Source organism: Streptomyces sp. NPDC052064, from assembly GCF_055585925.1.
Genome location: NZ_JBVJJE010000003.1, coordinates 570,840 through 589,837, shown reverse-complemented (window position 1 = coordinate 589,837; position 18,998 = coordinate 570,840). Strand labels below are relative to the sequence as shown.

General features: G+C 70.9%; 19 protein-coding genes. 3 read left to right on the top strand and 16 right to left on the bottom strand.

Going from position 1 to position 18,998, the window contains the following annotated elements:
* Nucleotides 1–46 precede the first annotated feature (46 nt).
* From ACZ6TU_RS10545 to ACZ6TU_RS10525, 5 genes are all read right to left on the bottom strand, one after another.
* Nucleotides 47–1,111, bottom strand: coding sequence for a 1-aminocyclopropane-1-carboxylate deaminase (locus ACZ6TU_RS10545; protein WP_467673818.1), 1,065 nt, complete (start codon nucleotides 1,109–1,111; stop codon nucleotides 47–49).
* 31 nt (nucleotides 1,112–1,142) lie between these two features.
* The gene (locus tag ACZ6TU_RS10540; protein WP_467673820.1) at nucleotides 1,143–1,784 is read right to left on the bottom strand and encodes a GntR family transcriptional regulator; all 642 of its coding nucleotides are present in this window, start codon (nucleotides 1,782–1,784) and stop codon (nucleotides 1,143–1,145) included.
* Between the two features lie 92 nt (nucleotides 1,785–1,876).
* On the bottom strand, nucleotides 1,877–3,460 hold the full coding sequence (locus ACZ6TU_RS10535; RefSeq protein WP_467673821.1) for a TROVE domain-containing protein: 1,584 nt from the start codon (nucleotides 3,458–3,460) through the stop codon (nucleotides 1,877–1,879).
* Nucleotides 3,461–3,805: 345 nt separating this feature from the next.
* Nucleotides 3,806–5,251 carry an alkaline phosphatase PhoX gene (locus ACZ6TU_RS10530; RefSeq protein ID WP_467673823.1) on the bottom strand — a complete coding sequence of 482 codons (1,446 nt, stop codon included), beginning with the start codon at nucleotides 5,249–5,251 and terminating at the stop codon, nucleotides 3,806–3,808.
* Between the two features lie 208 nt (nucleotides 5,252–5,459).
* Nucleotides 5,460–6,878 carry a hypothetical protein gene (locus ACZ6TU_RS10525; RefSeq protein WP_467673825.1) on the bottom strand — a complete coding sequence of 473 codons (1,419 nt, stop codon included), beginning with the start codon at nucleotides 6,876–6,878 and terminating at the stop codon, nucleotides 5,460–5,462.
* A gap of 304 nt (nucleotides 6,879–7,182) precedes the next feature.
* Here ACZ6TU_RS10525 and ACZ6TU_RS10520 point away from each other — a divergent pair, with 304 nt between their 5' ends.
* Nucleotides 7,183–9,012 (top strand): endonuclease/exonuclease/phosphatase family protein, encoded by a 1,830-nt coding sequence (locus ACZ6TU_RS10520; protein WP_467673827.1) that lies wholly within the window; start codon nucleotides 7,183–7,185, stop codon nucleotides 9,010–9,012.
* A 352-nt stretch (nucleotides 9,013–9,364) separates the two neighbouring features.
* On the opposite strand, the gene ACZ6TU_RS10515 is transcribed toward ACZ6TU_RS10520, so the two are convergent.
* Complete coding sequence (locus ACZ6TU_RS10515) at nucleotides 9,365–9,718, bottom strand: DUF3618 domain-containing protein (protein WP_467673829.1); 354 nt, start codon at nucleotides 9,716–9,718, stop codon at nucleotides 9,365–9,367.
* On the bottom strand, nucleotides 9,715–10,134 hold the full coding sequence (locus ACZ6TU_RS10510) for a phage holin family protein (protein WP_467673831.1): 420 nt from the start codon (nucleotides 10,132–10,134) through the stop codon (nucleotides 9,715–9,717). Before ACZ6TU_RS10510 ends, ACZ6TU_RS10515 begins: the two co-directional genes overlap by 4 nt.
* A 393-nt stretch (nucleotides 10,135–10,527) precedes the next feature.
* Between ACZ6TU_RS10510 and dapA the strand changes: the two genes are divergently transcribed.
* The gene (gene dapA, locus ACZ6TU_RS10505) at nucleotides 10,528–11,412 is read left to right on the top strand and encodes a 4-hydroxy-tetrahydrodipicolinate synthase (RefSeq protein ID WP_469547749.1); all 885 of its coding nucleotides are present in this window, start codon (nucleotides 10,528–10,530) and stop codon (nucleotides 11,410–11,412) included.
* 44 nt (nucleotides 11,413–11,456) lie between these two features.
* Here the strand turns inward: dapA and ACZ6TU_RS10500 are convergent, their stop codons facing one another.
* The 7 genes from ACZ6TU_RS10500 to ACZ6TU_RS10470 all read right to left on the bottom strand — a co-directional run bounded on the left by ACZ6TU_RS10500 (nucleotide 11,457) and on the right by ACZ6TU_RS10470 (nucleotide 17,133).
* Entirely contained in the window at nucleotides 11,457–12,671 is a 1,215-nt protein-coding gene (locus ACZ6TU_RS10500; protein WP_467673835.1) for a WD40 repeat domain-containing protein, read from the bottom strand.
* A complete protein-coding gene (locus tag ACZ6TU_RS10495) occupies nucleotides 12,668–13,225 on the bottom strand; it encodes a SigE family RNA polymerase sigma factor (protein WP_467673837.1) in 558 nt (185 codons plus the stop codon). The genes ACZ6TU_RS10500 and ACZ6TU_RS10495 overlap by 4 nt, the downstream gene beginning before the upstream one ends.
* Before the next feature lie 164 nt (nucleotides 13,226–13,389).
* Nucleotides 13,390–13,620 carry a hypothetical protein gene (locus ACZ6TU_RS10490; protein WP_467673839.1) on the bottom strand — a complete coding sequence of 77 codons (231 nt, stop codon included), beginning with the start codon at nucleotides 13,618–13,620 and terminating at the stop codon, nucleotides 13,390–13,392.
* Nucleotides 13,621–13,753: 133 nt separating this feature from the next.
* Nucleotides 13,754–14,587, bottom strand: coding sequence for an NAD(P)H-binding protein (locus ACZ6TU_RS10485; RefSeq protein WP_467673841.1), 834 nt, complete (start codon nucleotides 14,585–14,587; stop codon nucleotides 13,754–13,756).
* Between the two features lie 569 nt (nucleotides 14,588–15,156).
* Nucleotides 15,157–16,146, bottom strand: a complete 990-nt coding sequence (gene dapD, locus ACZ6TU_RS10480; RefSeq protein WP_467673843.1) for a 2,3,4,5-tetrahydropyridine-2,6-dicarboxylate N-succinyltransferase — start codon at nucleotides 16,144–16,146, stop codon at nucleotides 15,157–15,159.
* Between the two features lie 118 nt (nucleotides 16,147–16,264).
* Nucleotides 16,265–16,813, bottom strand: coding sequence for a TetR/AcrR family transcriptional regulator (locus ACZ6TU_RS10475; RefSeq protein WP_467673844.1), 549 nt, complete (start codon nucleotides 16,811–16,813; stop codon nucleotides 16,265–16,267).
* The gene (locus ACZ6TU_RS10470; RefSeq protein ID WP_467673846.1) at nucleotides 16,813–17,133 is read right to left on the bottom strand and encodes a DMT family transporter; all 321 of its coding nucleotides are present in this window, start codon (nucleotides 17,131–17,133) and stop codon (nucleotides 16,813–16,815) included. Before ACZ6TU_RS10470 ends, ACZ6TU_RS10475 begins: the two co-directional genes overlap by 1 nt.
* Before the next feature lie 169 nt (nucleotides 17,134–17,302).
* Here ACZ6TU_RS10470 and ACZ6TU_RS10465 point away from each other — a divergent pair, with 169 nt between their 5' ends.
* Nucleotides 17,303–18,133 carry an AbfB domain-containing protein gene (locus ACZ6TU_RS10465; RefSeq protein WP_467673848.1) on the top strand — a complete coding sequence of 277 codons (831 nt, stop codon included), beginning with the start codon at nucleotides 17,303–17,305 and terminating at the stop codon, nucleotides 18,131–18,133.
* A gap of 56 nt (nucleotides 18,134–18,189) precedes the next feature.
* On the opposite strand, the gene ACZ6TU_RS10460 is transcribed toward ACZ6TU_RS10465, so the two are convergent.
* Both ACZ6TU_RS10460 and sufU read right to left on the bottom strand, forming a co-directional pair.
* Complete coding sequence (locus tag ACZ6TU_RS10460) at nucleotides 18,190–18,522, bottom strand: metal-sulfur cluster assembly factor (protein ID WP_010039749.1); 333 nt, start codon at nucleotides 18,520–18,522, stop codon at nucleotides 18,190–18,192.
* Nucleotides 18,519–18,989, bottom strand: a complete 471-nt coding sequence (gene sufU / locus ACZ6TU_RS10455) for a Fe-S cluster assembly sulfur transfer protein SufU (RefSeq protein ID WP_059419772.1) — start codon at nucleotides 18,987–18,989, stop codon at nucleotides 18,519–18,521. The genes ACZ6TU_RS10460 and sufU overlap by 4 nt, the downstream gene beginning before the upstream one ends.
* Nucleotides 18,990–18,998 lie beyond the last annotated feature (9 nt).

Here is an 18,998-nt window from a genome sequence, read left to right as displayed (position 1 = left end):
CCCGACGCGGACTTCCGCGGCCGGGCCGGTCGGGACTGAGACCTTGTCAGAACAGGGCGCTGTAGGCGTTCAGCGCCGGCTGTCCGCCCAGGTGGGCGTAGAGGACCGTGGAGTCGCGGCCGATCTCGCCCCGCGAGACCAGGTCGATCAGCCCGGCCATGGACTTCCCCTCGTACACGGGGTCGGTGACCATCCCCTCCGTCCGGGCCGCGAGCCGCATCGCCGCCAGCGTGGTCTCGTCGGGGATGCCGTACGTGCCCGCGTGGTACCGCTCGTCGAGTTCGACGTCGGACTCGGTCAACTCGCGCTTGAGGCCGATGAGCTGCCCGGTGTCGTGCGCGATCCGGGCGACCTGGCCACGGGTCGCGGCGGGTTTCGCCGAGGCGTCGATGCCGAGCACGCGCCGGGGCCGCCCGCCCGCATCCTCCAGCGCCGCGAAGCCGGCGACCATGCCGGCCTGGGTGGAGCCGGTCACCGAGCACACGACCACGGTGTCGAAGAAGACGCCCAGCTCACGCTCCTGCTCGGCGACCTCGAACGCCCATCCGGCGAAGCCGAGGCCGCCGAGCGGATGGTCGGAGGCCCCGGCCGGGATGGCGTACGGCTTGCCGCCCGCCTCCTCGACCTCCCTGAGCGCCTGCTCCCAGCTCTCCTTGAACCCGATCCCGAACCCGGCCTTCACCAGCCGTACGTCGGCCCCGGCGAGGCGGCTGAGCAGGATGTTGCCGACCTTGTCGTACACGGCGTCCGGCCAGTCCACCCAACTCTCCTGCACGAGCACGCACTTGAGCCCGGCCCGGGCGGCGACCGCGGCGACCTGGCGGGTGTGGTTGGACTGCACCCCGCCGATCGACACGAGCGTGTCGCAGCCCTGGGCGAGCGCGTCGGCGACCAGGTACTCCAGCTTGCGGGTCTTGTTACCGCCGTACGCGACACCGGAGTTGCAGTCCTCGCGCTTGGCCCAGAGGGCGGCGCCGCCGAGGTGTGCGGTCAGCCGCTCCAGGGGGTGGACGGGCGAGGGCCCGAAGAGCAGGGGGTAACGGGCGTACGAGGAGAGGGAGTGGGAGGGGGAAGGGGAAGGGGAAGCGGGCGAGGACGGGGAAAGGGACATGGGTCCTCCCGGGTCGGGATGGGGATCGTTCTCAGTCGGCGAGCTCTTCGAGCCCGCGCCAGATCTCCGCCGTGACGCGGACCGCCTCGGCCACGTCACCGGCCGCGCAGGCCTCGATCAGCCGCTCGTGCAGCCCGGCCGAACGACAGCTGCCGCCCTCGCCGAAGCGCCGTCGCTCCAGGCGGCGGATGAGCGGGGTGTACCGGGCGACGGTCGCGGCGGCCGCGCGGTTGCCGCTCACCCGGACGAGGACCTCGTGCAGCGCGTCGTCGGCACGCAGGGCTTCGTCCACGTCTCCGGCGGCGACCGAGGCGGCGAACCGCTGGTTGGCGGCGCGCATCGCCTCGATGTCCGCGGCCGTCAGCCGGGGCACGGCGACCCGCGTCACGAGCTCGTGCATGGCGCCGACCACGGCGGCGGCGTCCCGGACGTCGGAGGCCACGAGCGGGGTCACCCGGGTGTAGCTCTGCGGCTTGCTCTCCAGCAGCCCCTCGTCCACGAGCCGGGAGAACGCCTCCCGCACCGGCGCCCGGGACAGCCCCAGCCGCTCCGCGAGCTCGGCGTCCCGCACCACCGCACCGGGTTCGATCTCCCCGGCCACGATGGCGTCCCGGATCGCCGCGTACGCACGGTCCCTGAGCAGGGTCCGGGGCACGGGCCGGATAGCCTCCACAAACTGAAATGTTAGATGTCAGCACCAGCCCCGGACAAGGGTCCGGGCAAGACCGTGGCCCGCACTCCCCACGCGGTGCGGGCCACGGTCTCTCAGGCCGCCCAGGGCCAGTCGGCGTCCCGGGTGGCCTCGATCAGCGGAACCATCCGGAAAGCCGCGTCCGAAAGCCCTCCGAACGTGTGCCGGTTGCCCGTGCCCGACGGGCCGTGGCCCGCCCGGTATCCGGCGAGGTTCCAGGTGTAGACCGGCACGTCGGCCGGGACCTGCTCGGTCGGGTCGCCCCGGTGGTGGTGCGTGTACTGCTCGTCGGTGACGATCAGCACCCGGTCGTGCTTCCGGTAGTGCCGGCGCACCGCCTCGGTGGTGTCGGTGCCGCCCAGGTCGCCGAAGCGGTCGAGGATCCTCAGCACCGACTCGCCCTGGCGGAACTTCACGCGGTCGCTCGTCGAGCCGAACTCGACCAGGTCCGCGCGCTCCGCCCGCAGCGCGAGCGCCGTGCCGAAGATCGCGGCGGCGTCGGCGCGGGTGAGTTCCGAGCGGTCGGACAGCCGCGACCAGAACATCGAGCCGGAGCGGTCCACGAGCACCAGCGTCCGACCGGGCAGCGCGGGCACGTTGGCCAGCGAGTGGCCGAGCGCCCGCTCCAGGGCGTACGACCAGCGCAGCGACGGCGCGTGCTGGTACGCGGCGAGGTACCGGAAGGGGAACTGCCGCGAGCGCGCGACTTCCGCCGGGTCGCCGATCCGCGCGGCGACCCGCTCGGCCACCTCGTCGGACACCCCGGCCTCGTCGAAGTTGCGCAGGTTGCGCACGAGCGCCATGGTGCCCATGGACGGAATCACGGCCTCCCAGGCCGCCTTGTCCATCGGCCCCTGGAGCCAGCCCGCCAGCGTCTCCCACGTCATCCCGGCCGCGGCCAGCCGCTCGGCACCGCCCTCGGCGGTGACGACCGCACGCCGCTCCGCCACCGGCAGCGCCATCAGCTCGCGGTGCGCGGTGAGGACGCGGTCCGATGCGGGCGGCACCGCGGTGTCGGGGTGGTGCCGCCGGTCGAGGGCGTACCGGAACAGCTCGCCCTGCCACGGCTTGTCCGGGTCCGGGGCGGCGTGCACGAGGTTGAGGATGTCGCCGAAGCGGTAGCCCTTGGAGGCGGTGTCGTACTTCAGCAGCGCCTTGCCGTGGTAGAGACGGCGTACGGCGTCGGCTATGCCGCGCTTGACGGGCTTGGGCACGTTGCGGCCGTACATCGCCGTCCAGTACGCGAGCAGTTCGCCGGGCTCGTCGGGCCGCTGGAGCGTGGAGGCGACGACCTGCCGGTTGGCCGGGCCGCCGGTCGAGCCCTCCTCCAGGCGGGCCTTGACGTACTCGGCGGCGCCGACGACGGAGGCCGTACGCAGGTTGCCCTCGCCACGCAGCCAGCCGAGCAGGCCGGCCGTCCACGCCGGGTCGGTGACGGCGAGTTCGCGCACGAGCTTCGCGAAGCGGTCGTCGCGGTCGGCGCCGGTCTCGTAGAAGGTCTGCTGCGACACGAAGTTCGACACCGCGAGCAGAAAGAGCTCCGAGCGGGCGTCGCGCTCCCGGCCCCGGCCGCCCTCGTAGGTGCGCAGTACGCGCCCGGTGGACGTCACACGGGAGACGGGACGCGCCCGCGCCGCCTTGCTGTTGAATCGCGCCATGATGAATTCCCCCGAATTCTTTACAGGTGTCCGAGAGAAGCGCGGCACATGAGAAAGGTGGGTGCCCGAGAACAGAAGTCGGCGACGGACTTATCCGGATGCTCTGCCCATTGAGCTACAGCGACCCGAAGTCGCTGACGGGGCTCGAACCCGCAACATTCCGATCAAATGAAGTAACCGTTGCCTGCGCACCGGGCACCCACCACATGCTGCGCCTCCCGAGATCAAGTCGGCGGCGGCGTCGGATTCTTTGGAAGAGAAGTAGCCGCTGCCATCGCACCGGGAGGTGCGTGACGTTGTGATCTCACTGTAGGAGGCGCGGTGCGGGACCTGCGAGCGAATTAATTACCGCTTCTGGCGCTTCCAGGGACCGGTGATGGCGAGCAGGATGCCCGGGTCCTGGATGTTGGCGTAAAGGGTCTTGCCGTCGGGCGAGAAGGTGACACCGGCGAACTCGCTGTACTCCGGCTCCTCTTCGGTGCCGACGTTCAGGTCGTTGCGGGCGATCGGGTACGTGCGGCCGCTCTCGGTGGCGCCGAAGAGGTGCGAGACGCCCTCGCCGTCCTCGGCCAGGACGATGCCGCCGTACGGGGAGACGGTGATGTTGTCGGGGCCGTCGAACGCGCCGTCCTTGGACGGGTCGGGGTTCACACCGAGCAGGACCTTCAACGTCAGCGTCCGACGCTTGGGGTCGTAGAACCAGACCTGGCCGTCGTGCCGGCCGGGGCTCTCCTCGCGGGCGTACGAGGAGACGATGTAGGCGCCGCCGTCGCCCCACCACATGCCCTCCAGCTTGCGGGCGCGGGTGACCTCCCCGGCGCCGAACTGCTTGCGCACGGGCGTGGTGCGGGCGTCGCGGTCGGGTACGTCCACCCAGTCGACGCCGTAGACGGTGCCGGTCTTGGTGGCCCGGGACAGGTCGTCGACGAACCGGCCGCCGGAGTCGTAGCACTTGGGCGCCTGGAGGACACCGGCGTCGTCGGCGAGCTCGCGGAACTTGCCGGGGCCGTATGCGAAACCCTTGGGCGGGGTCCAGCGGTAGAAGAGGCCGTTGGGCTCGTCGTCGTCCTCCGTGAGGTAGGCGTGGCCACGCTTGGGGTCGATGACGACGGCCTCGTGATCGTAACGGCCGAAGAACTTCAGCGGCTTGGGGCTGCGGTTGGCGCGCCGGTCGGAGGGGTCGACCTCGAAGACGTAGCCGTGGTCCTTGGTCATGCCGTTGACGCCGGCCCTGTCGGAGTTCTCCTCGCAGGTGAGCCAGGTGCCCCACGGCGTGCTGCCACCGGCGCAGTTGGTGGAGGTGCCCGCGATGCCGACCCACTCGGCGACCGGTCCGTCGGGGCGTACCTCGACGACCGTGCAGCCACCGGCGGCGGCCGGGTCGTAGACGAGGCCCTCGGTGAGCGGCACCGGATACTTCCAGTTGGCGCGCGGGCCCTTCAGCTCGTGGTTGTTGACGAGCAGGGTTGTGCCGCGGGGGCCGTCGAAGGTGGCGGTGCCGTCGTGGTTGGACGGCGTGAACTCACCGGACTCCAGCTTCGTCCTGCCGCTGTAGGTGATGATCCGGTACTCGAAGCCGGCGGGCAGGGCGAGGATGCCCTCGGGGTCGGGGACCAGCGGCCCGTAGCCGACTCCGTGCGAGGCGTCCGCGGACGTCTCCTCCGCGCCCTCGCTGTCGGAGGACGCGAGGGCGTTCGGCGCGGTCGCGAGGGCCCCGACACTGCCCGCCAGCGCGACACCGGCACCGGTGATCGCGGAGGTTCTGGCGAAGTCCCTGCGGGTGAGCGACATGGTGTCTCCTGTGACGGTGGGTGTGCCGTGGAGGGTGGCGGACCTCGTACGCCGACACAGTCCCGCTCACGCATGAACGCCGGTTGAACACCCCCCTAAGGGCACGGGACCGTGTCCATGTGCCCCTGAGGACGCGGGGCCGTGTCCCTATGCGGCTCCGCCGCGTGGGCGCGACCAGACACAACGACCCCGCACCCGCAAAACGGGATCAGCCACCCTGTTGCGACCGCGCCTTGAAGGCCGCCTTCCGCGCTTCCTTGGCGACCTTCTTGTCCGGATGCAACCGCCCCATCGCCTCCAGCACGTCAGCCGTCGCGGGATGGTCAACCCGCCACACAGCCTCAAAAAACCCACCGTGCTGCTGCGCAAGCCCCTCGACCAACGCCCGCAACTCCTCGGAGTTCCCTTCGGCAGCCAACTGCGCGGCCACCGTGTCGATGGTCAGCCAGTACACCATCGCTTCCGACGGCGCAGGCACATCAGCCGCACCGTGCTCGGTGAGCCAGACACGCGCGAGGCCACCCAACTCGGCATCATCGAGCACCTCCCGCAACGCCGGCTCGGCCGAAGCACCCACCAGGGACAACGCCTGCTGACACCGCAGCCGCCGCAGCGGCGCCCCGGCATCCGCACCCCGCGCCGCCGCCAGCAACTCCCGCGCCGCGTCGAGCGATTCCCGGCGCTCCAGCCACCGCTCGGTCTCGGCCTGTGCCGCCCCCGGCGGGAACGCGGCCGTGCCGTCGAGCAGCACGTCGGCTCCCTTGTCCGCGAGGTCTCCGACGGCCGGTGCCTCGAATCCGGCCTCCAGCAGCCGGGCACGCAGGCCGTACACCCCGAGCGGGGTGAGCCGGACCATGCCGTACCGGGAGACGTCGGTCTCGTCGACGGGCGCCGCGGGCTCCTCGTCGGCCTCGGCCATGAGCGCCTCGTCCACGGGCTGGTACGCCACGAGCCCCACCGGCTCCAGCATCCGGAACTGGTCGTCCAGCCGCATCATCGCGTCGGACACCTGCTCCAGGACGTCGTTGGTCGGCTCGTCCATGTCGCTGGGCACGATCACCGAGGCGGCCAGTGCGGGCAGCGGCACCGGAGCCTCGGCGGGTGTGCCCTCACCGGCGGTCAGCAGATAGAGGTTGCCGAGCACACCGTCGAGGAACTCGGCCTCGGCCTCCGGGTCCCAGTCGAGGGCGGAGAGGTCGACCTCGCCGTCCTCGGCCACGAGCCCGTCCAGGTCGGGCACGCTCGCGTCGGCGAGCACGGTCTCCAGGGCCGCGACCCACACCGCGAGCACGTCCTGCGGCGAGCCACCGGTGAGCAGCGCCAGGTCGTCGCCCGTCGTGACGGTGCCCTCCTCCTCGTCCACGATCTCGACGAGCCCGGCGTCCACGGCCACCCGCCACGCCTCACTGGTGTCGGCGGCGGCGTCGTCCCCGCTCAGTCCGAGCACCTCGGCGGCGGCGGGCAACTGCTCGTCGACGAGCCCGCCCCCGGCGTCGACCCGGGTCTCCGGCCCGGCCCAGCGGGCCAGCCGGGCGGCCCGGGACAGCAACGGCGTGGACAGTGCGTCGCGCGCCAGCTCCGCTTCGGGGTGCAGCCGCACCGGCGGCAGGGGGGAGCTGTCTGACATCGGCTGTTTCTCCTAGGGCGCCTCTACGACTCGCCGCTCAGCCTAGACGGATTTACACCCATGCCGCCTACTTCATGTCCCCGTCAGCGGCTGTACATGGCCGAAACCTTGACAAGTGGCCTGAGCAGGCTGGAGATTGACGCGCGTAGAAGTCGGCGGACACCTGTTCACCGGGCCCGCCCCACCAGGCCCGCCCGTCCACCGCCCTCTACGCGCGTCACACCGCCCGCCCCACAGGTAGCGGCAGACAGTCCACGCACCACCCTCGTCCCGGCGCTCTGTCACGTCCCCGGAGGGAACCCCGTTGCCGAGCAAGTCGTCCGCGCGCCTCGCCGCGCTCACCGTCACCGCCGTGTGCTCCGCGGCATCCACGATCGTCCTCACCGCCCCCGCACACGCGGACTCGGTCCGCATCCATGACATCCAGGGCAGCACCCGGACATCGCCGTTCGCCGGCCGGCAGGTCACGGACGTGACCGGAATCGTCACCGGCATCCGGACCTACGGCTCGTCCCGCGGCTTCTGGATCCAGGACCCGAACCCGGACGCCGACCCGGCGACCAGCGAGGGCGTCTTCGTCTTCACCAGCTCGACGCCGAAGGGGGTCGCCGTCGGTGACTCCGTCACGGTCAGCGGCACGGTCTCGGAGTACGTCCCCGGCGGCACCACCTCCGGCAACCAGTCGCTGACGGAGATCACCAAGCCGGCGACCACGGTCGTCTCCAGCGGCAACCAGCTCCCCGCCGCCACGACGATCGACGCGAGGTCGGTCCCCGCCACCTACGCGCCGACCGGCGACACCACGGCGAACGGCTCGATCAACGCCCTCCCCCTCAAGCCCTCGAAGTACGCCCTGGACCACTACGAGGCGCTGGAGGGCATGACCGTACGCGTCACCGACACCCGTGTCGTGGGCGCCACCGACCCGTACACCGAACTCTGGGTGACGGTGAAGCCGCACGAGAACCGCAACCGCCGCGGCGGCACGGTCTACGGCTCCTACGAAGCCCAGAACGCCGGCCGCCTCCAGATCCAGTCCCTCGGCTCGACGGCCGACTTCCCGAAGGCGAACGTCGGCGACACGCTCACCGGCACGACGGCGGGCCCGCTGGACTACAACCAGTTCGGCGGCTACACCCTGGTCGCGAGCGAACTGGGCACGCTCAAGTCCGCGGACCTGAAGCGCGAGACGACGCGCAAGCAGCGCTCCTCGGAACTCGCGGTCGCCACCTACAACGTCGAGAACCTCGACCCGACCGACGACACCTTCGCCGAGCACGCCTCCGCGATCGTGAACAACCTGAAGTCGCCGGACATCGTGTCCCTGGAGGAGATCCAGGACAACAACGGCGCGAAGAACGACGGTACGGTCGCCGCCGACCAGACCATGACCAAGCTGATCGACGCGATCGTCGCGGCCGGCGGCCCGACGTACGACTGGCGCTCGATCGACCCGGCCGACAAGGCCGACGGCGGTGAGCCCGGCGGCAACATCCGCCAGGCGTTCCTGTTCAACCCGGAGCGGGTCTCCTTCACGGACCGCGCGGGCGGCGACGCCACGACGGCGACCGGGGTGACGAAGATCCACGGCAAGGCGCACCTGACGCTCAGCCCCGGCCGGATCGCCCCCGCCGACGAGGCCTGGAGGAACAGCCGCAAGCCGCTGGCCGGCGAGTTCGTCTTCCGCGGCCGCACGGTCTTCGTGATCGCCAACCACTTCAACTCCAAGGGCGGCGACCAGGGCCTGACCTCCCAGTACCAGCCGCCGGCCCGCAGCTCCGAGACCCAGCGCCACCAGCAGGCCACGCTGGTGAACGCCTTCGTCAAGGACATCCTCGACACCCAGAAGAACGCGGACGTCATCACCCTGGGCGACATCAACGACTTCGAGTTCTCCCGCACCGCGAGCATCCTCGAAGGCCGGGGCGAACTCTGGTCGGCGATCAAGTCGCTGCCCAGGAGCGAGCGCTACTCGTACGTCTACCAGGGCAACAGCCAGGTCCTCGACCAGATCCTGATCAGCCCGTCGATCCGCCGCGACTGCGACTTCGAGTACGACAGCGTGCACGTCAACGCGGAGTTCAACGACCAGATCAGCGACCACGACCCGCAGGTCCTGCGCTTCCGCCCGTAACCCCTCAGCCACAGGCCGGCTGGACCACAGCGTCCAGCCGGCCCCACGGCACCGTTCACCCGCTCACACGTGTCGGTCCCGGACGCCGCCCCAGGTGCTCAACGTTGGTGCCGGCGGGGTGTCGCTTCTTCGGGACGGGCGCCGCCCCAAGCGGCACGACTGCCCGCAGCGTCGGCCGGCGGCAGTTGGATCAGCCACGACGCACCCGCACCCGCACCCGCGCACGGCGAGAAGCGGACGGGGCGGGGGGTGTCCGCCCGCAGCGGTTGACGCGTCAGCGGACAGTCAGTCGGCGTCCGACCCCATGCGCCGTTCCTAGGACGGGCACCCCCCGGCCCGGCCCCGACCCCGCTCAGCGATGCCAGTGAGGCCAGCGATGCCCGCGATTCGCGTGCTGCCGCCGCCGCAGCACCTCGACAGCCACCACCGCAGCCCCCGCAGCCGCCCCGACAACCAGCGCCGGCCGAGGCCCCGCATGGGTCGCCTTGTCGTGCGCCGTATGCCCGGCCTGCGCGGCGCTGCTCCGCAACTGCACCGTCATCGCCCCGGCCTTGTCCCGCAGATCGGCCGCCCGAGCCCGCGCACGCCCCTTCACGTCCGCCTTCCCCGCCAACTCCTCCACTGTGTTCCCGAGTTCACTACGGGTCCGCTCGATCTGCTGCCGCAACTCATCGGGCCCCTTGGCCCCGCCCGTCGCATCCGTCATCGATGTGCCCTTTCCCTGATCTCCTCCACGTCGGCCCTGACGCTGCCGAGAGCCTCCTCAGGCGTGGGAGGCGTGGCCCGGCGCAACTGCCCCCGGCCGGCAGCGGCCAGCACGGCCGCGATCACGAACAGCACCCCCGTCACGATGAGCGCCGCGGCCCAGACGGACAGCACCAGCGAGAGGGCGGCGACCCCTGTCCCGGCCAGCGCGAGCAGCCCGGCGTAGGCGACGGCACCCGCCGCACCGAGCAGCCCACCGCCGCGCCCCGCACGCCGACCCTTCTCGGCCAGTTCTTCCTTCGCGAGAGCCACTTCCTGCCGGACGAGCCGGGAGAGCTGCTCTGAGGCCTGTGAGACGAGCGCGCCCACGGAGTGGTGCTCGTCGCGCACGGCCCGATGTTCGATGGTCCCGGTCACGGTGTTCCGCCTCCTCTCGAAGTAGGAACCCCCGAGTACCCGGCCCACCCCCCGCTACCCCTGCATCCCGCCCCGGTCACCATCCGCAGGGCCCGGTTTGCCACCCCTCCGGCCCAGCCCCGTCTCCGCCCGGCTGCCCCGCCGCCGCCCCACCCGCACCAAGCTCACCGAGCCGCGCCGACCGAGCCTGAAACAAGTCCAGCCGCGCCTGCAACAACACGGCCTCCGCGACCAGTTCGGGCACCCCCTCCCCCTCGGCCCCCTCCAGCTCGTCGGCGCCCTACCACCCCCGGCAACGCCCCGCAACCGCCAGCCAACCGGAAAGCATCTCTTACGAGTACCCGGTAGAAAAATTAACTAGAGCTACACAGTCACGCTGCCGACACTACTCACATGACAACCCCCTTCGGCCGCGCCCTGTGCGCCATGATCACCCCGTTCACGACGTCCGGAGCGCTGGACCTGGACGGTGCCCAACGCCTCGCCGCCCACCTGGTCGCACAGGGCTGCGACGGCCTCGTCCTGTCCGGCACGACGGGCGAGTCGCCGACCACCACGGACGCCGAGAAGTCGGCCCTGATCGCAGCCGTCTGCGAGGCCGTGGCCGACCGGGCGTCGATCGTCGCTGGCATCGGCACACCCGACACCCGCCACACCGTCGACCTGGCCCGCGAGGCGGAAAAGGCGGGCGCGGACGGCCTGTTGGTGGTGCCGCCGTACTACAGCAGGCCCCCGCAGGACGCGATCGAGGCACACTTCCGCGAGATCGCCGATGCCAGTGAGCTCCCGCTCATGCTCTACGACATCCCGATCCGCACCGGCATCCGAGTCGAACCGGAGACGATCCTCCGCCTCTCCGCACACCCCAGGATCGTCGCGGTCAAAGACTGCTCCTACGACTTCCTGGCCGCCCAGAAGGTGCTGGCCCGCACGGACCTGGCGTACTACGCGGGCTGCGACGAGCACAACCTCGCCCTGTACGCGGTGGGTGGCGCCGGTTACGTCAGCACGGTGTCGAACGTGATCCCGGACCGGCTGCGAGCCGTCCTGGACGCGTTCGACGCGGGCGACACGGCACAGGCGGCCCGCCTCCAGCAGCGGGCCACCCCGCTCATCGAGGCGATCATGTCCGCAGGGCTCCCGGGCACGGTCACGACCAAGGCGCTCCTCACCGCCCTTGACCTCCCCGCCGGCCCGGTCCGCACCCCCCTGCGATCCGCCGACGACCGGACGACGGGCGGACTCCTGTCGCTCTACAACACCCTGATCACCGCCTGACCAAGCCCTGCGCAAGGCCGGCGCACCGCCTGCTCAAGGCCCGCTCACCGCTCCGCGAACACCGGCTCCCACCGCCCCTTCGTGTTGTCCTTGGGCGACCGGAAGCCACTGAGCGGCACCACCTTGTCGCTGCCCATCGTCACCAGAACCAGCCGCTGGTGGTACTCGTTGCCGTCGGGCCCGATGTCCCAGGCGACGAGTGAGTCGCCGTCCACCCAGGCGAGCAACTGCTGCCCGTGCACCTCGGTGCGCGTCTTCCCCGTGCGCGAGTCAAGGATCCAGGAGGACGTCTTCCACTTCTTGCCCGCGAACTGACCGGCGACGAGCGCCCCGTCCGGCGACACCCCGGCCTCGACCGACCAGTCCCGGTACCGTTCCCTCGCGGGCGGGGCGACCTCCTTGCCGCTGACGTCGTAGTACCTCTTGCCCGGTTCGGAGGGCAGACCGGCCCAGACGAGGCTGCCGTCGCGACTGAAGTGGAAGTCCTGACGGGAATTGAGGAAGCTCATCGGGTCGTCCGGGTCCGAGCCGACCTCGACCTCGGTCCATGAACTCCTCCCGGATGCCACGTCGATGACATGGAACCCGGTCCGGTACGACTTCATGAACGGGGCGCTCCAGTCGTCCGACCCCTCGTGCTTCTCCCGCTGGTCGGGGTTCTGGCTGTAGGTCGTGGCGACGAGCTTCGTGCCGTCGGACGAGAACTCCACGCCCGCCACCTGGCGATCGACCGGGATCCACCGTTTGACCTCCCCGCTCGCCAGGTCGAGCAGCCCGATGCGCCGGACGGGCAGGTCCCGTTCCAGGACGGCGGCGGTCCTCAGCCCGGGAGCGACGGCGACGTACGACCACCGGTCGGCCTGCTCGTACTTCTTCGTCTCGGGGTTCAGCAGCCAGTACGTGCGTTCGGATACGGCACGGTCGGCGGACTGCTCGACGTTGCTGAAGGTGTAGTACGCGGCCAGGGCGACCCGGCCGGCGGCGATCAGATCGCGCGGCGGCGACTGGTCCGGACGGGGGCTGACGCTGGTCTGCTCCACGCCGCCCGAGGGACGTACGTCCTGCTTGCCCGAGTCCAGCATCGGCACGGCCACCGCGACGGCGACCACGGCGGCGGCCGCCGCGGCGGCGGAGGCGAGCCGGCGGCCGCGGCGGCGCCGGCGGACCGCGAGCACCCGGTCGGCGAAGCCGGGTGCCGCGGGCGGCTGCCCCTCGGCCTGGTCGCGCAGCGCGTCGCGCACGAGTTCGTCGACGTTCACTGACGCACCTCCACGGGCGAGTAGTCATGGGACGGCCGCTGTTCCGCGGCGGCCTGCCCCAGGGCGGCCAGCTCGGGCGCGAGGGCGCGCAGCCGGGCCAGGGAACGGTGGGTGGCGGACCGTACGGTGCCGACGGAGCAGCCCAGGATGCGGGCCACCTCGGCCTCGGGCAGGTCCTCGAAGTAGCGCAGCACGAGCACGGTGCGCTGCCGCGCGGTCAGCCGGGCCAGCGCGCCCCGCATCACCAGGCGTAGCTCGGCCGCGCCGGAGGCGTCCGGGGCAGCGGAGGTCTCCGGCGGTTCGGCGACGCTCAGTTCACGCCTCGGCCACTTCAGCCGCCAGCGGCTGACCTGCTGGCGGTAGAGGATCTGCCGGACGTACGCCTCGGGTTCGTCGATCCGGTGCCAGCGGCCCGCCGCCTTGATCAGCGCGTTCTGGAGCAGGTCCTCGCCCGCGTGCCGGTCGCCGCCGCTCAGCAGGACCGCGGTCTTCAGCAGCGCGGACGACCTGTTCGCCACGAATTCCCGGAAGCTCTCCTGCGCTTCGGCATCCATCGTCACCTTCGCCTTCCCCCGGGGCGGACCCGCTGCCCGCCCCCGTACCCCTTGTGACGCGCGTGGGAGCCTCCCGCTATGCCACCTGCCGGACACGAAAAAACGGACCGGGGCCCGTACCGCAAGTGTGCGCGGTACGGGCCCCGGTCCGTCGAGGTGCCGGCTCAGTTCCAGGCGTACCCGTCGCCGAACAGCAGCGTGTGCTCCAGCACGTCCTCCGCCGGGTCGTCGACCTGGCCGACGTTGACGTTGACCAGGCCGACCCGGTGGCCGTTGTGCGACCCCGTGTTGGTCTCGTCGGCGTGCGCGGCCCCTGCCGGAAGCCAGCACACCACCAGCGCCGTTACCGCCCCGGCCAGACGGCGCGCCACGGCCCGCCCCCGCTCGTTCCTCATGCCCCGGTCCTCGTTTCATCGGTTCGGCTTCTGATCGGACACGGCGTCCGTCCGTTCATCGGACCCCGCGCCCACCCGTTCATCTGCAAAAGCCACCACGAGGTCACGCCGAGTAACTCGTACGTGGCCCGGTTCAGCGGAAGGCGTCGGCGTTCTCCGCCGCCCACTGCCGAAACGACCTGGCCGGGGTGCCGGTGATCTGCGCGACCGTGGCGCGCACCTGCGACAGCTCGTCATTGACGTCCCCGCCCACGAGGTCGAGCACCGCGTCCGCGGTCTCGTCCCGCAGGAAGGAAGCCAGCTGCCGGTGGGCCTCCGCCCTGCTGATCTCGGCGAGGGACACCTCCCGCCCCAGGGCGGCTGCGATGGCCGCGACCTGCTGCCGTACCGTGACGCGTTCCGGCCCCGTCAGTGCGTATGTCCGCCCCGAGTGGCCTGGCTCGGTCAGCGCCACGCGAGCGACCGCCGCTATGTCCGCAGGGTGGATGGTGGGAAGCCCTATGTCCGCGTACGGCGCCCGGACCAGACCCTCCTCACGAATCGACTGCGCCCACCACAGGGTGTTCGAGGCGAACTGCGTCGGCCGCAGGATCGTCCAGGCCATGCCGCTGTCCACGAGCAGTCTCTCGACGGCCAGGTTCTCGACGGCCGCGGGCAAATGCGGATGGGTCTGTACCGTGATCGAGGACACGAGCACCACACGCTCCACGCCTGCCTGCCGGGCAACCGCGAGGACCTCCGCCTCAGCGCCCATGCCCGACAGCAGGAACAGCGAACGCACCCCCTCCAGCGCGGCCTTCAGCGAATCCGCCCGCGTGAGGTCTCCCTCGACGGCTGCGATCCCCTCGGGGAACGAAGACCCTCCCGGATCACGGGTCAGCCCCCGCACAGGCACGGCACCACGGTCGTGCAACTGCCCCACCAGATCACTTCCGATGTTTCCGGTCGCACCGGTCACGAGGATCATCGCCGTCCACTCCTGCCCTCAGCTGTTGATCATTTCCTCGGCAGGCTAGAAGCTCGACTTTGCTTGAGGTCAAGGAAGTCGACGACCAGGTTCGGCACGCGAACCGGAGGCCGGTCGTGGGAGGGGCGATGGCGGCGAAGCAACGCTCGTCGCGCTGAGCACGCTGACCGGAGTCCACGCGGACCACCGCCGCAGATCCCGGGACGGGTGAACGCACGAGCGCATCAGGAGCGCTCGGCGGCTGCAGGCATGAAGGGGGGAGACGCCGACAGTTCTGAGCACGACGAACTGACAAAGGCGGCAAGGATGGTGGGCACTCCCAGGACGGCATTGACCTCCTCGCAGCTCGACTCCGAGGTGAGCCACTGCCGCCGCGAAGCGCAGCCTTCATCGTCTGGCGTGATGGCTCATAGACGTCGAGAGCCACGCTCACACACGAGCGCCCTCCCGGGCCGTCCTCGGGCCGTGGAAGGGCGCTCAATGGTGACCAACATCGACAGCTGCCGACAGCTCGGCAGCAGGTCAGAGCGTTGCTCCCATACGCGGCCGCAGGTCACGGCCGCCGATGATCAGTTGTGGCTGTGCAGGATCTCGTTCAGCCCGCCCCACACCGCGTTGTTCGGCCGGGCCTCGACGGTGCCGGTCACCGAGTTGCGGCGGAAGAGGATGTTGGAGGCGCCGGACAGCTCGCGAGCCTTGACGATCTGGCCGTCGGGCATGGTGACGCGGGTGCCGGCGGTGACGTAGAGGCCGGCCTCGACGACGCACTCGTCGCCGAGGGCGATGCCGACGCCCGCCTCGGCGCCGATCAGGCAGCGCTCGCCGATGGAGATGATGACGTTGCCGCCGCCGGACAGCGTGCCCATGGTCGAGGCGCCGCCGCCGATGTCCGAGCCGTCGCCGATGACGACGCCCGCGGAGATACGGCCCTCGACCATCGACGTGCCGAGCGTGCCGGCGTTGAAGTTGACGAAGCCCTCGTGCATGACGGTGGTGCCCTCGGCGAGGTGCGCACCGAGGCGGACCCGGTCGGCGTCTGCGATCCGGACGCCCTTGGGGGCCACGTAGTCCGTCATCCGAGGGAACTTGTCGACGGAGGTCACCTGGAGGTGCAGGCCCTCGGCGCGGGCGTTCAGCCGCACCTTCTCGAGGTCGTCGACGGCGACCGGGCCGAGCGAGGTCCAGGCGACGTTGGCGAGGAAACCGAAGATGCCGTCCAGGCTCTGGCCGTGCGGCTTGACCAGGCGGTGGGAGAGCAGGTGCAGACGCAGGTAGGCGTCGTGCGCGTCGATCGGCTTCTCGTCGAGCGAGGCGATGACCGTGCGGACCGCGACCACCTCGACGCCCCGGCGGGCGTCCGGGCCGATCGCCGCGGTCGCACCGCCGCCGAGCAGCTCGGCGGCCTGCTCGGCGGAGAGCCGCTCGGTGCCGGACGGGCCGGGCTCGTTGGCCAGTTCAGGGGCAGGGAACCAGGTGTCGAGGACGGTGCCGTCGGCGGCGATCGTGGCGAGGCCGGCGGCCACGGCGCCGGTGGGGCGAGGAGCAGTCGTGTCGGTCATGAGGGCAACCTAACCGGCGGACGGCGGTCGATGCGAACCGGTGCGGGGGCGTCTCACGTGCCGGGCGGTACGTCTCACTGCTGGTCGGCGACGCGCCCCGGCGGCCCCGCCACCGGCATCACTCCCCCGCCCCCGCAGCAACCCGCCCCAGCACTTCCCGGGCATACGCCTCGTCGTACGGCACCCCGGTCAGCAGCACTTGAAGACAGATGCCGTCGACGACCGCCACCAGTGCCCGCGCGGTCACCGGATCCGTACGCCGGGACAGCAGCTCGGCGACCTCCTCGGCCCACTCGGCGGCGACGGGCCGCAAGGCGGGCCGGCGCAGGGCGGCGAGGTACAGCTCGTACTCCAGCTCGACACCCGTGCGGTCACCCGCGAGCCAATCCCCCACCCACGCGGCGAGCTCAGCGGCCAGATCGGACCGGGGATCCTCCAGGCCGCCGCGCCGGGCGACGACCTTGGCGAAGCCCTCGTTGGCCTGCCGCAGTGCGGCGACCAGCAGTTCGTCGAGGGTCTTGAAGTGGTACGTCGTCGAGCCGAGCGGCACATCGGCCTCCGCGGCGGCGGTGCGGTGGCTCAGCCCGGCGATGCCCTTCGCCCCGACGACCCGGATCGCCGCGTCGATGATCCGCTGGCGCCGCTCGGGGTCGTAGCGGCGGGGCATCAGTGGGCACCTCCCAGGTTCAGCACTACCACCCCGATGATGATCAGCGCGATCCCGGCGGCCTTGGCGACGCTCATCCCCTCCCCCAGGAAGACGATCCCGATCGTGGCGATGGCCGCGGTGCCGACGCCGGCCCAGATCGCGTAGGCCGTTCCCACGGAGACGGTCTTCAGCGTCTGCGCGAGCAGCGCGAAGGAGACGAGGTAGCCGAGGAACGTGAGCAGCGAGGGCGCGAGCCGGCTGAAACCGTCGCTGTACTTCATGGCGGTGGTCGCGCCCACCTCGGCGGCGATGGCCGCGGCCAGCAGCAGATAACCCATATGTACGAGCGTACACAACACCTGTACGCCCGTACACAACGACAGGAGAGATACCGCTTTCAACAAACGCCTCCCAGGGGTCCCACTGGTCCACTACGGTGTCACCGATCACACACCGGGCAACCACAACTGCACCGCCGTCAAGGGTGCCCGCCGGAGGAAACAGCGCATGCCAGAAGACAAGTCCCGGCCCCCACTGGACCGCCCGTGGGAGAGCGGCTGGGCCCCGGACACCACCCGGGCACCGGGAACGCGACGGCTCTGGCTGGCAGGCGTCCTCGCCGTGGCCACGGTCACCGCGTGCGTGACGGCGATCGCCGTGATGGACAACCAGTCCGGCGAGCGCACCGCTTCGGCGGCGCAGCCGACGGCCCTCAGCAGCTCGGCGCCGGGCGGCCTGATCTCCTTCGCAACTCCCTCCAAGACCGGGAAAGCGCCCGACGCGGACCGCAAGCGCCCGTCCCCCACCCCCACCACGAGCGCGCCGCCCCGCCCCGAGGCCACTCCGGAGCCGCACACGAAGTCGCCGAAACCCCCGGCGTCCCACGGGACTTCACCGCCCCCGAAGCCCCCGGCCTCCAAGAGCGGGACCTCCATACGCTCCGTCAACTACCCCGACCACTACTGGCAGGCCGGCGGCGGCTACGTCACGCTCGCCCGGGTCGGCTCGGCTTCGGCCCGCCGCAACGCCACCTTCGAACGGGTGGCGGGCCTGGCCGACTCCTCCTGCTACTCCTTCACCACGGCCGACGGCACCTACCTCCGCCACCGCAGCTTCGTCCTGCGCGTGGAACGCAACGACGGCTCGTCCCTCTTCCACAAGGACGCCACCTTCTGCCCCCGCCCCTCCACCCACTCCGGCGCGATCATGCTGGAGTCGGCGAACTACCCGGGCCGCTTCCTCCGCCACCGCAACTTCCAACTCCGCCTCGAGCCGTACCAGCACGACGGTCTGTACCGCGCGGACTCGGCTTTCCGGCTGGTGGCCGGGCTGGACTGAACATGCGAAGGGGCGGCACCCCGGGAGGGTGCCGCCCCTTCGTCAGTCAGTGGATCTCAGACGTTGAACCCGAGCGCCCGAAGCTGCTCCCGCCCATCGTCCGTGATCTTGTCGGGGCCCCACGGCGGCATCCAGACCCAGTTGATGCGCAGCTCGTTGACGAGGCCGTCCGTGGCGGACTTGGCCTGGTCCTCGATGACGTCCGTCAGCGGACAGGCCGCGGAGGTCAGGGTCATGTCGACGGTCGCGATGTTCGACTCGTCGACGTGAATGCCGTAGATCAGGCCGAGGTTGACGACGTCGATGCCCAGCTCGGGGTCGACGACGTCCATCAGGGCCTCACGGAGTTCTTCCTCCGAGGCCGGCTTCATCTCCACGGTCTCGCTCATGCCGTCGTCTCCTTCTCGGCGTCGGCGCCGCCCAGCACCTGGGCCGTCGCGTCCTTCCAGGCCATCCAGCTCAGCAGGGCGCACTTGACCCGGGCCGGGTACTTGGAGACCCCGGCGAACGCGACCGCGTCCTCCAGGATCTCCTCCATCGCGTCGTCGGGTTCGAGCTTCCCCTTGGACTGCATCAGCTCCAGGAAGGTCTCCTGGATCTTCCGCGCGTCGGAGAAGTCCTTGCCGACGAGGAGTTCGTTCAGTACGGAGGCCGAGGCCTGGCTGATCGAGCAGCCCTGGCCCTCGTACGAGACGTCCTCGATCTTCGTTCCGTCGTACTTCACGCGCAGTGTGATCTCGTCACCGCACGTCGGGTTGACGTGGTGCACCTCGGCGTCGCCATCCCGCAAGCCCCGTCCGTGCGGGTTCTTGTAGTGGTCCAGGATGACTTCCTGGTACATGGAGTCCAGTTTCACCGTTCAGCA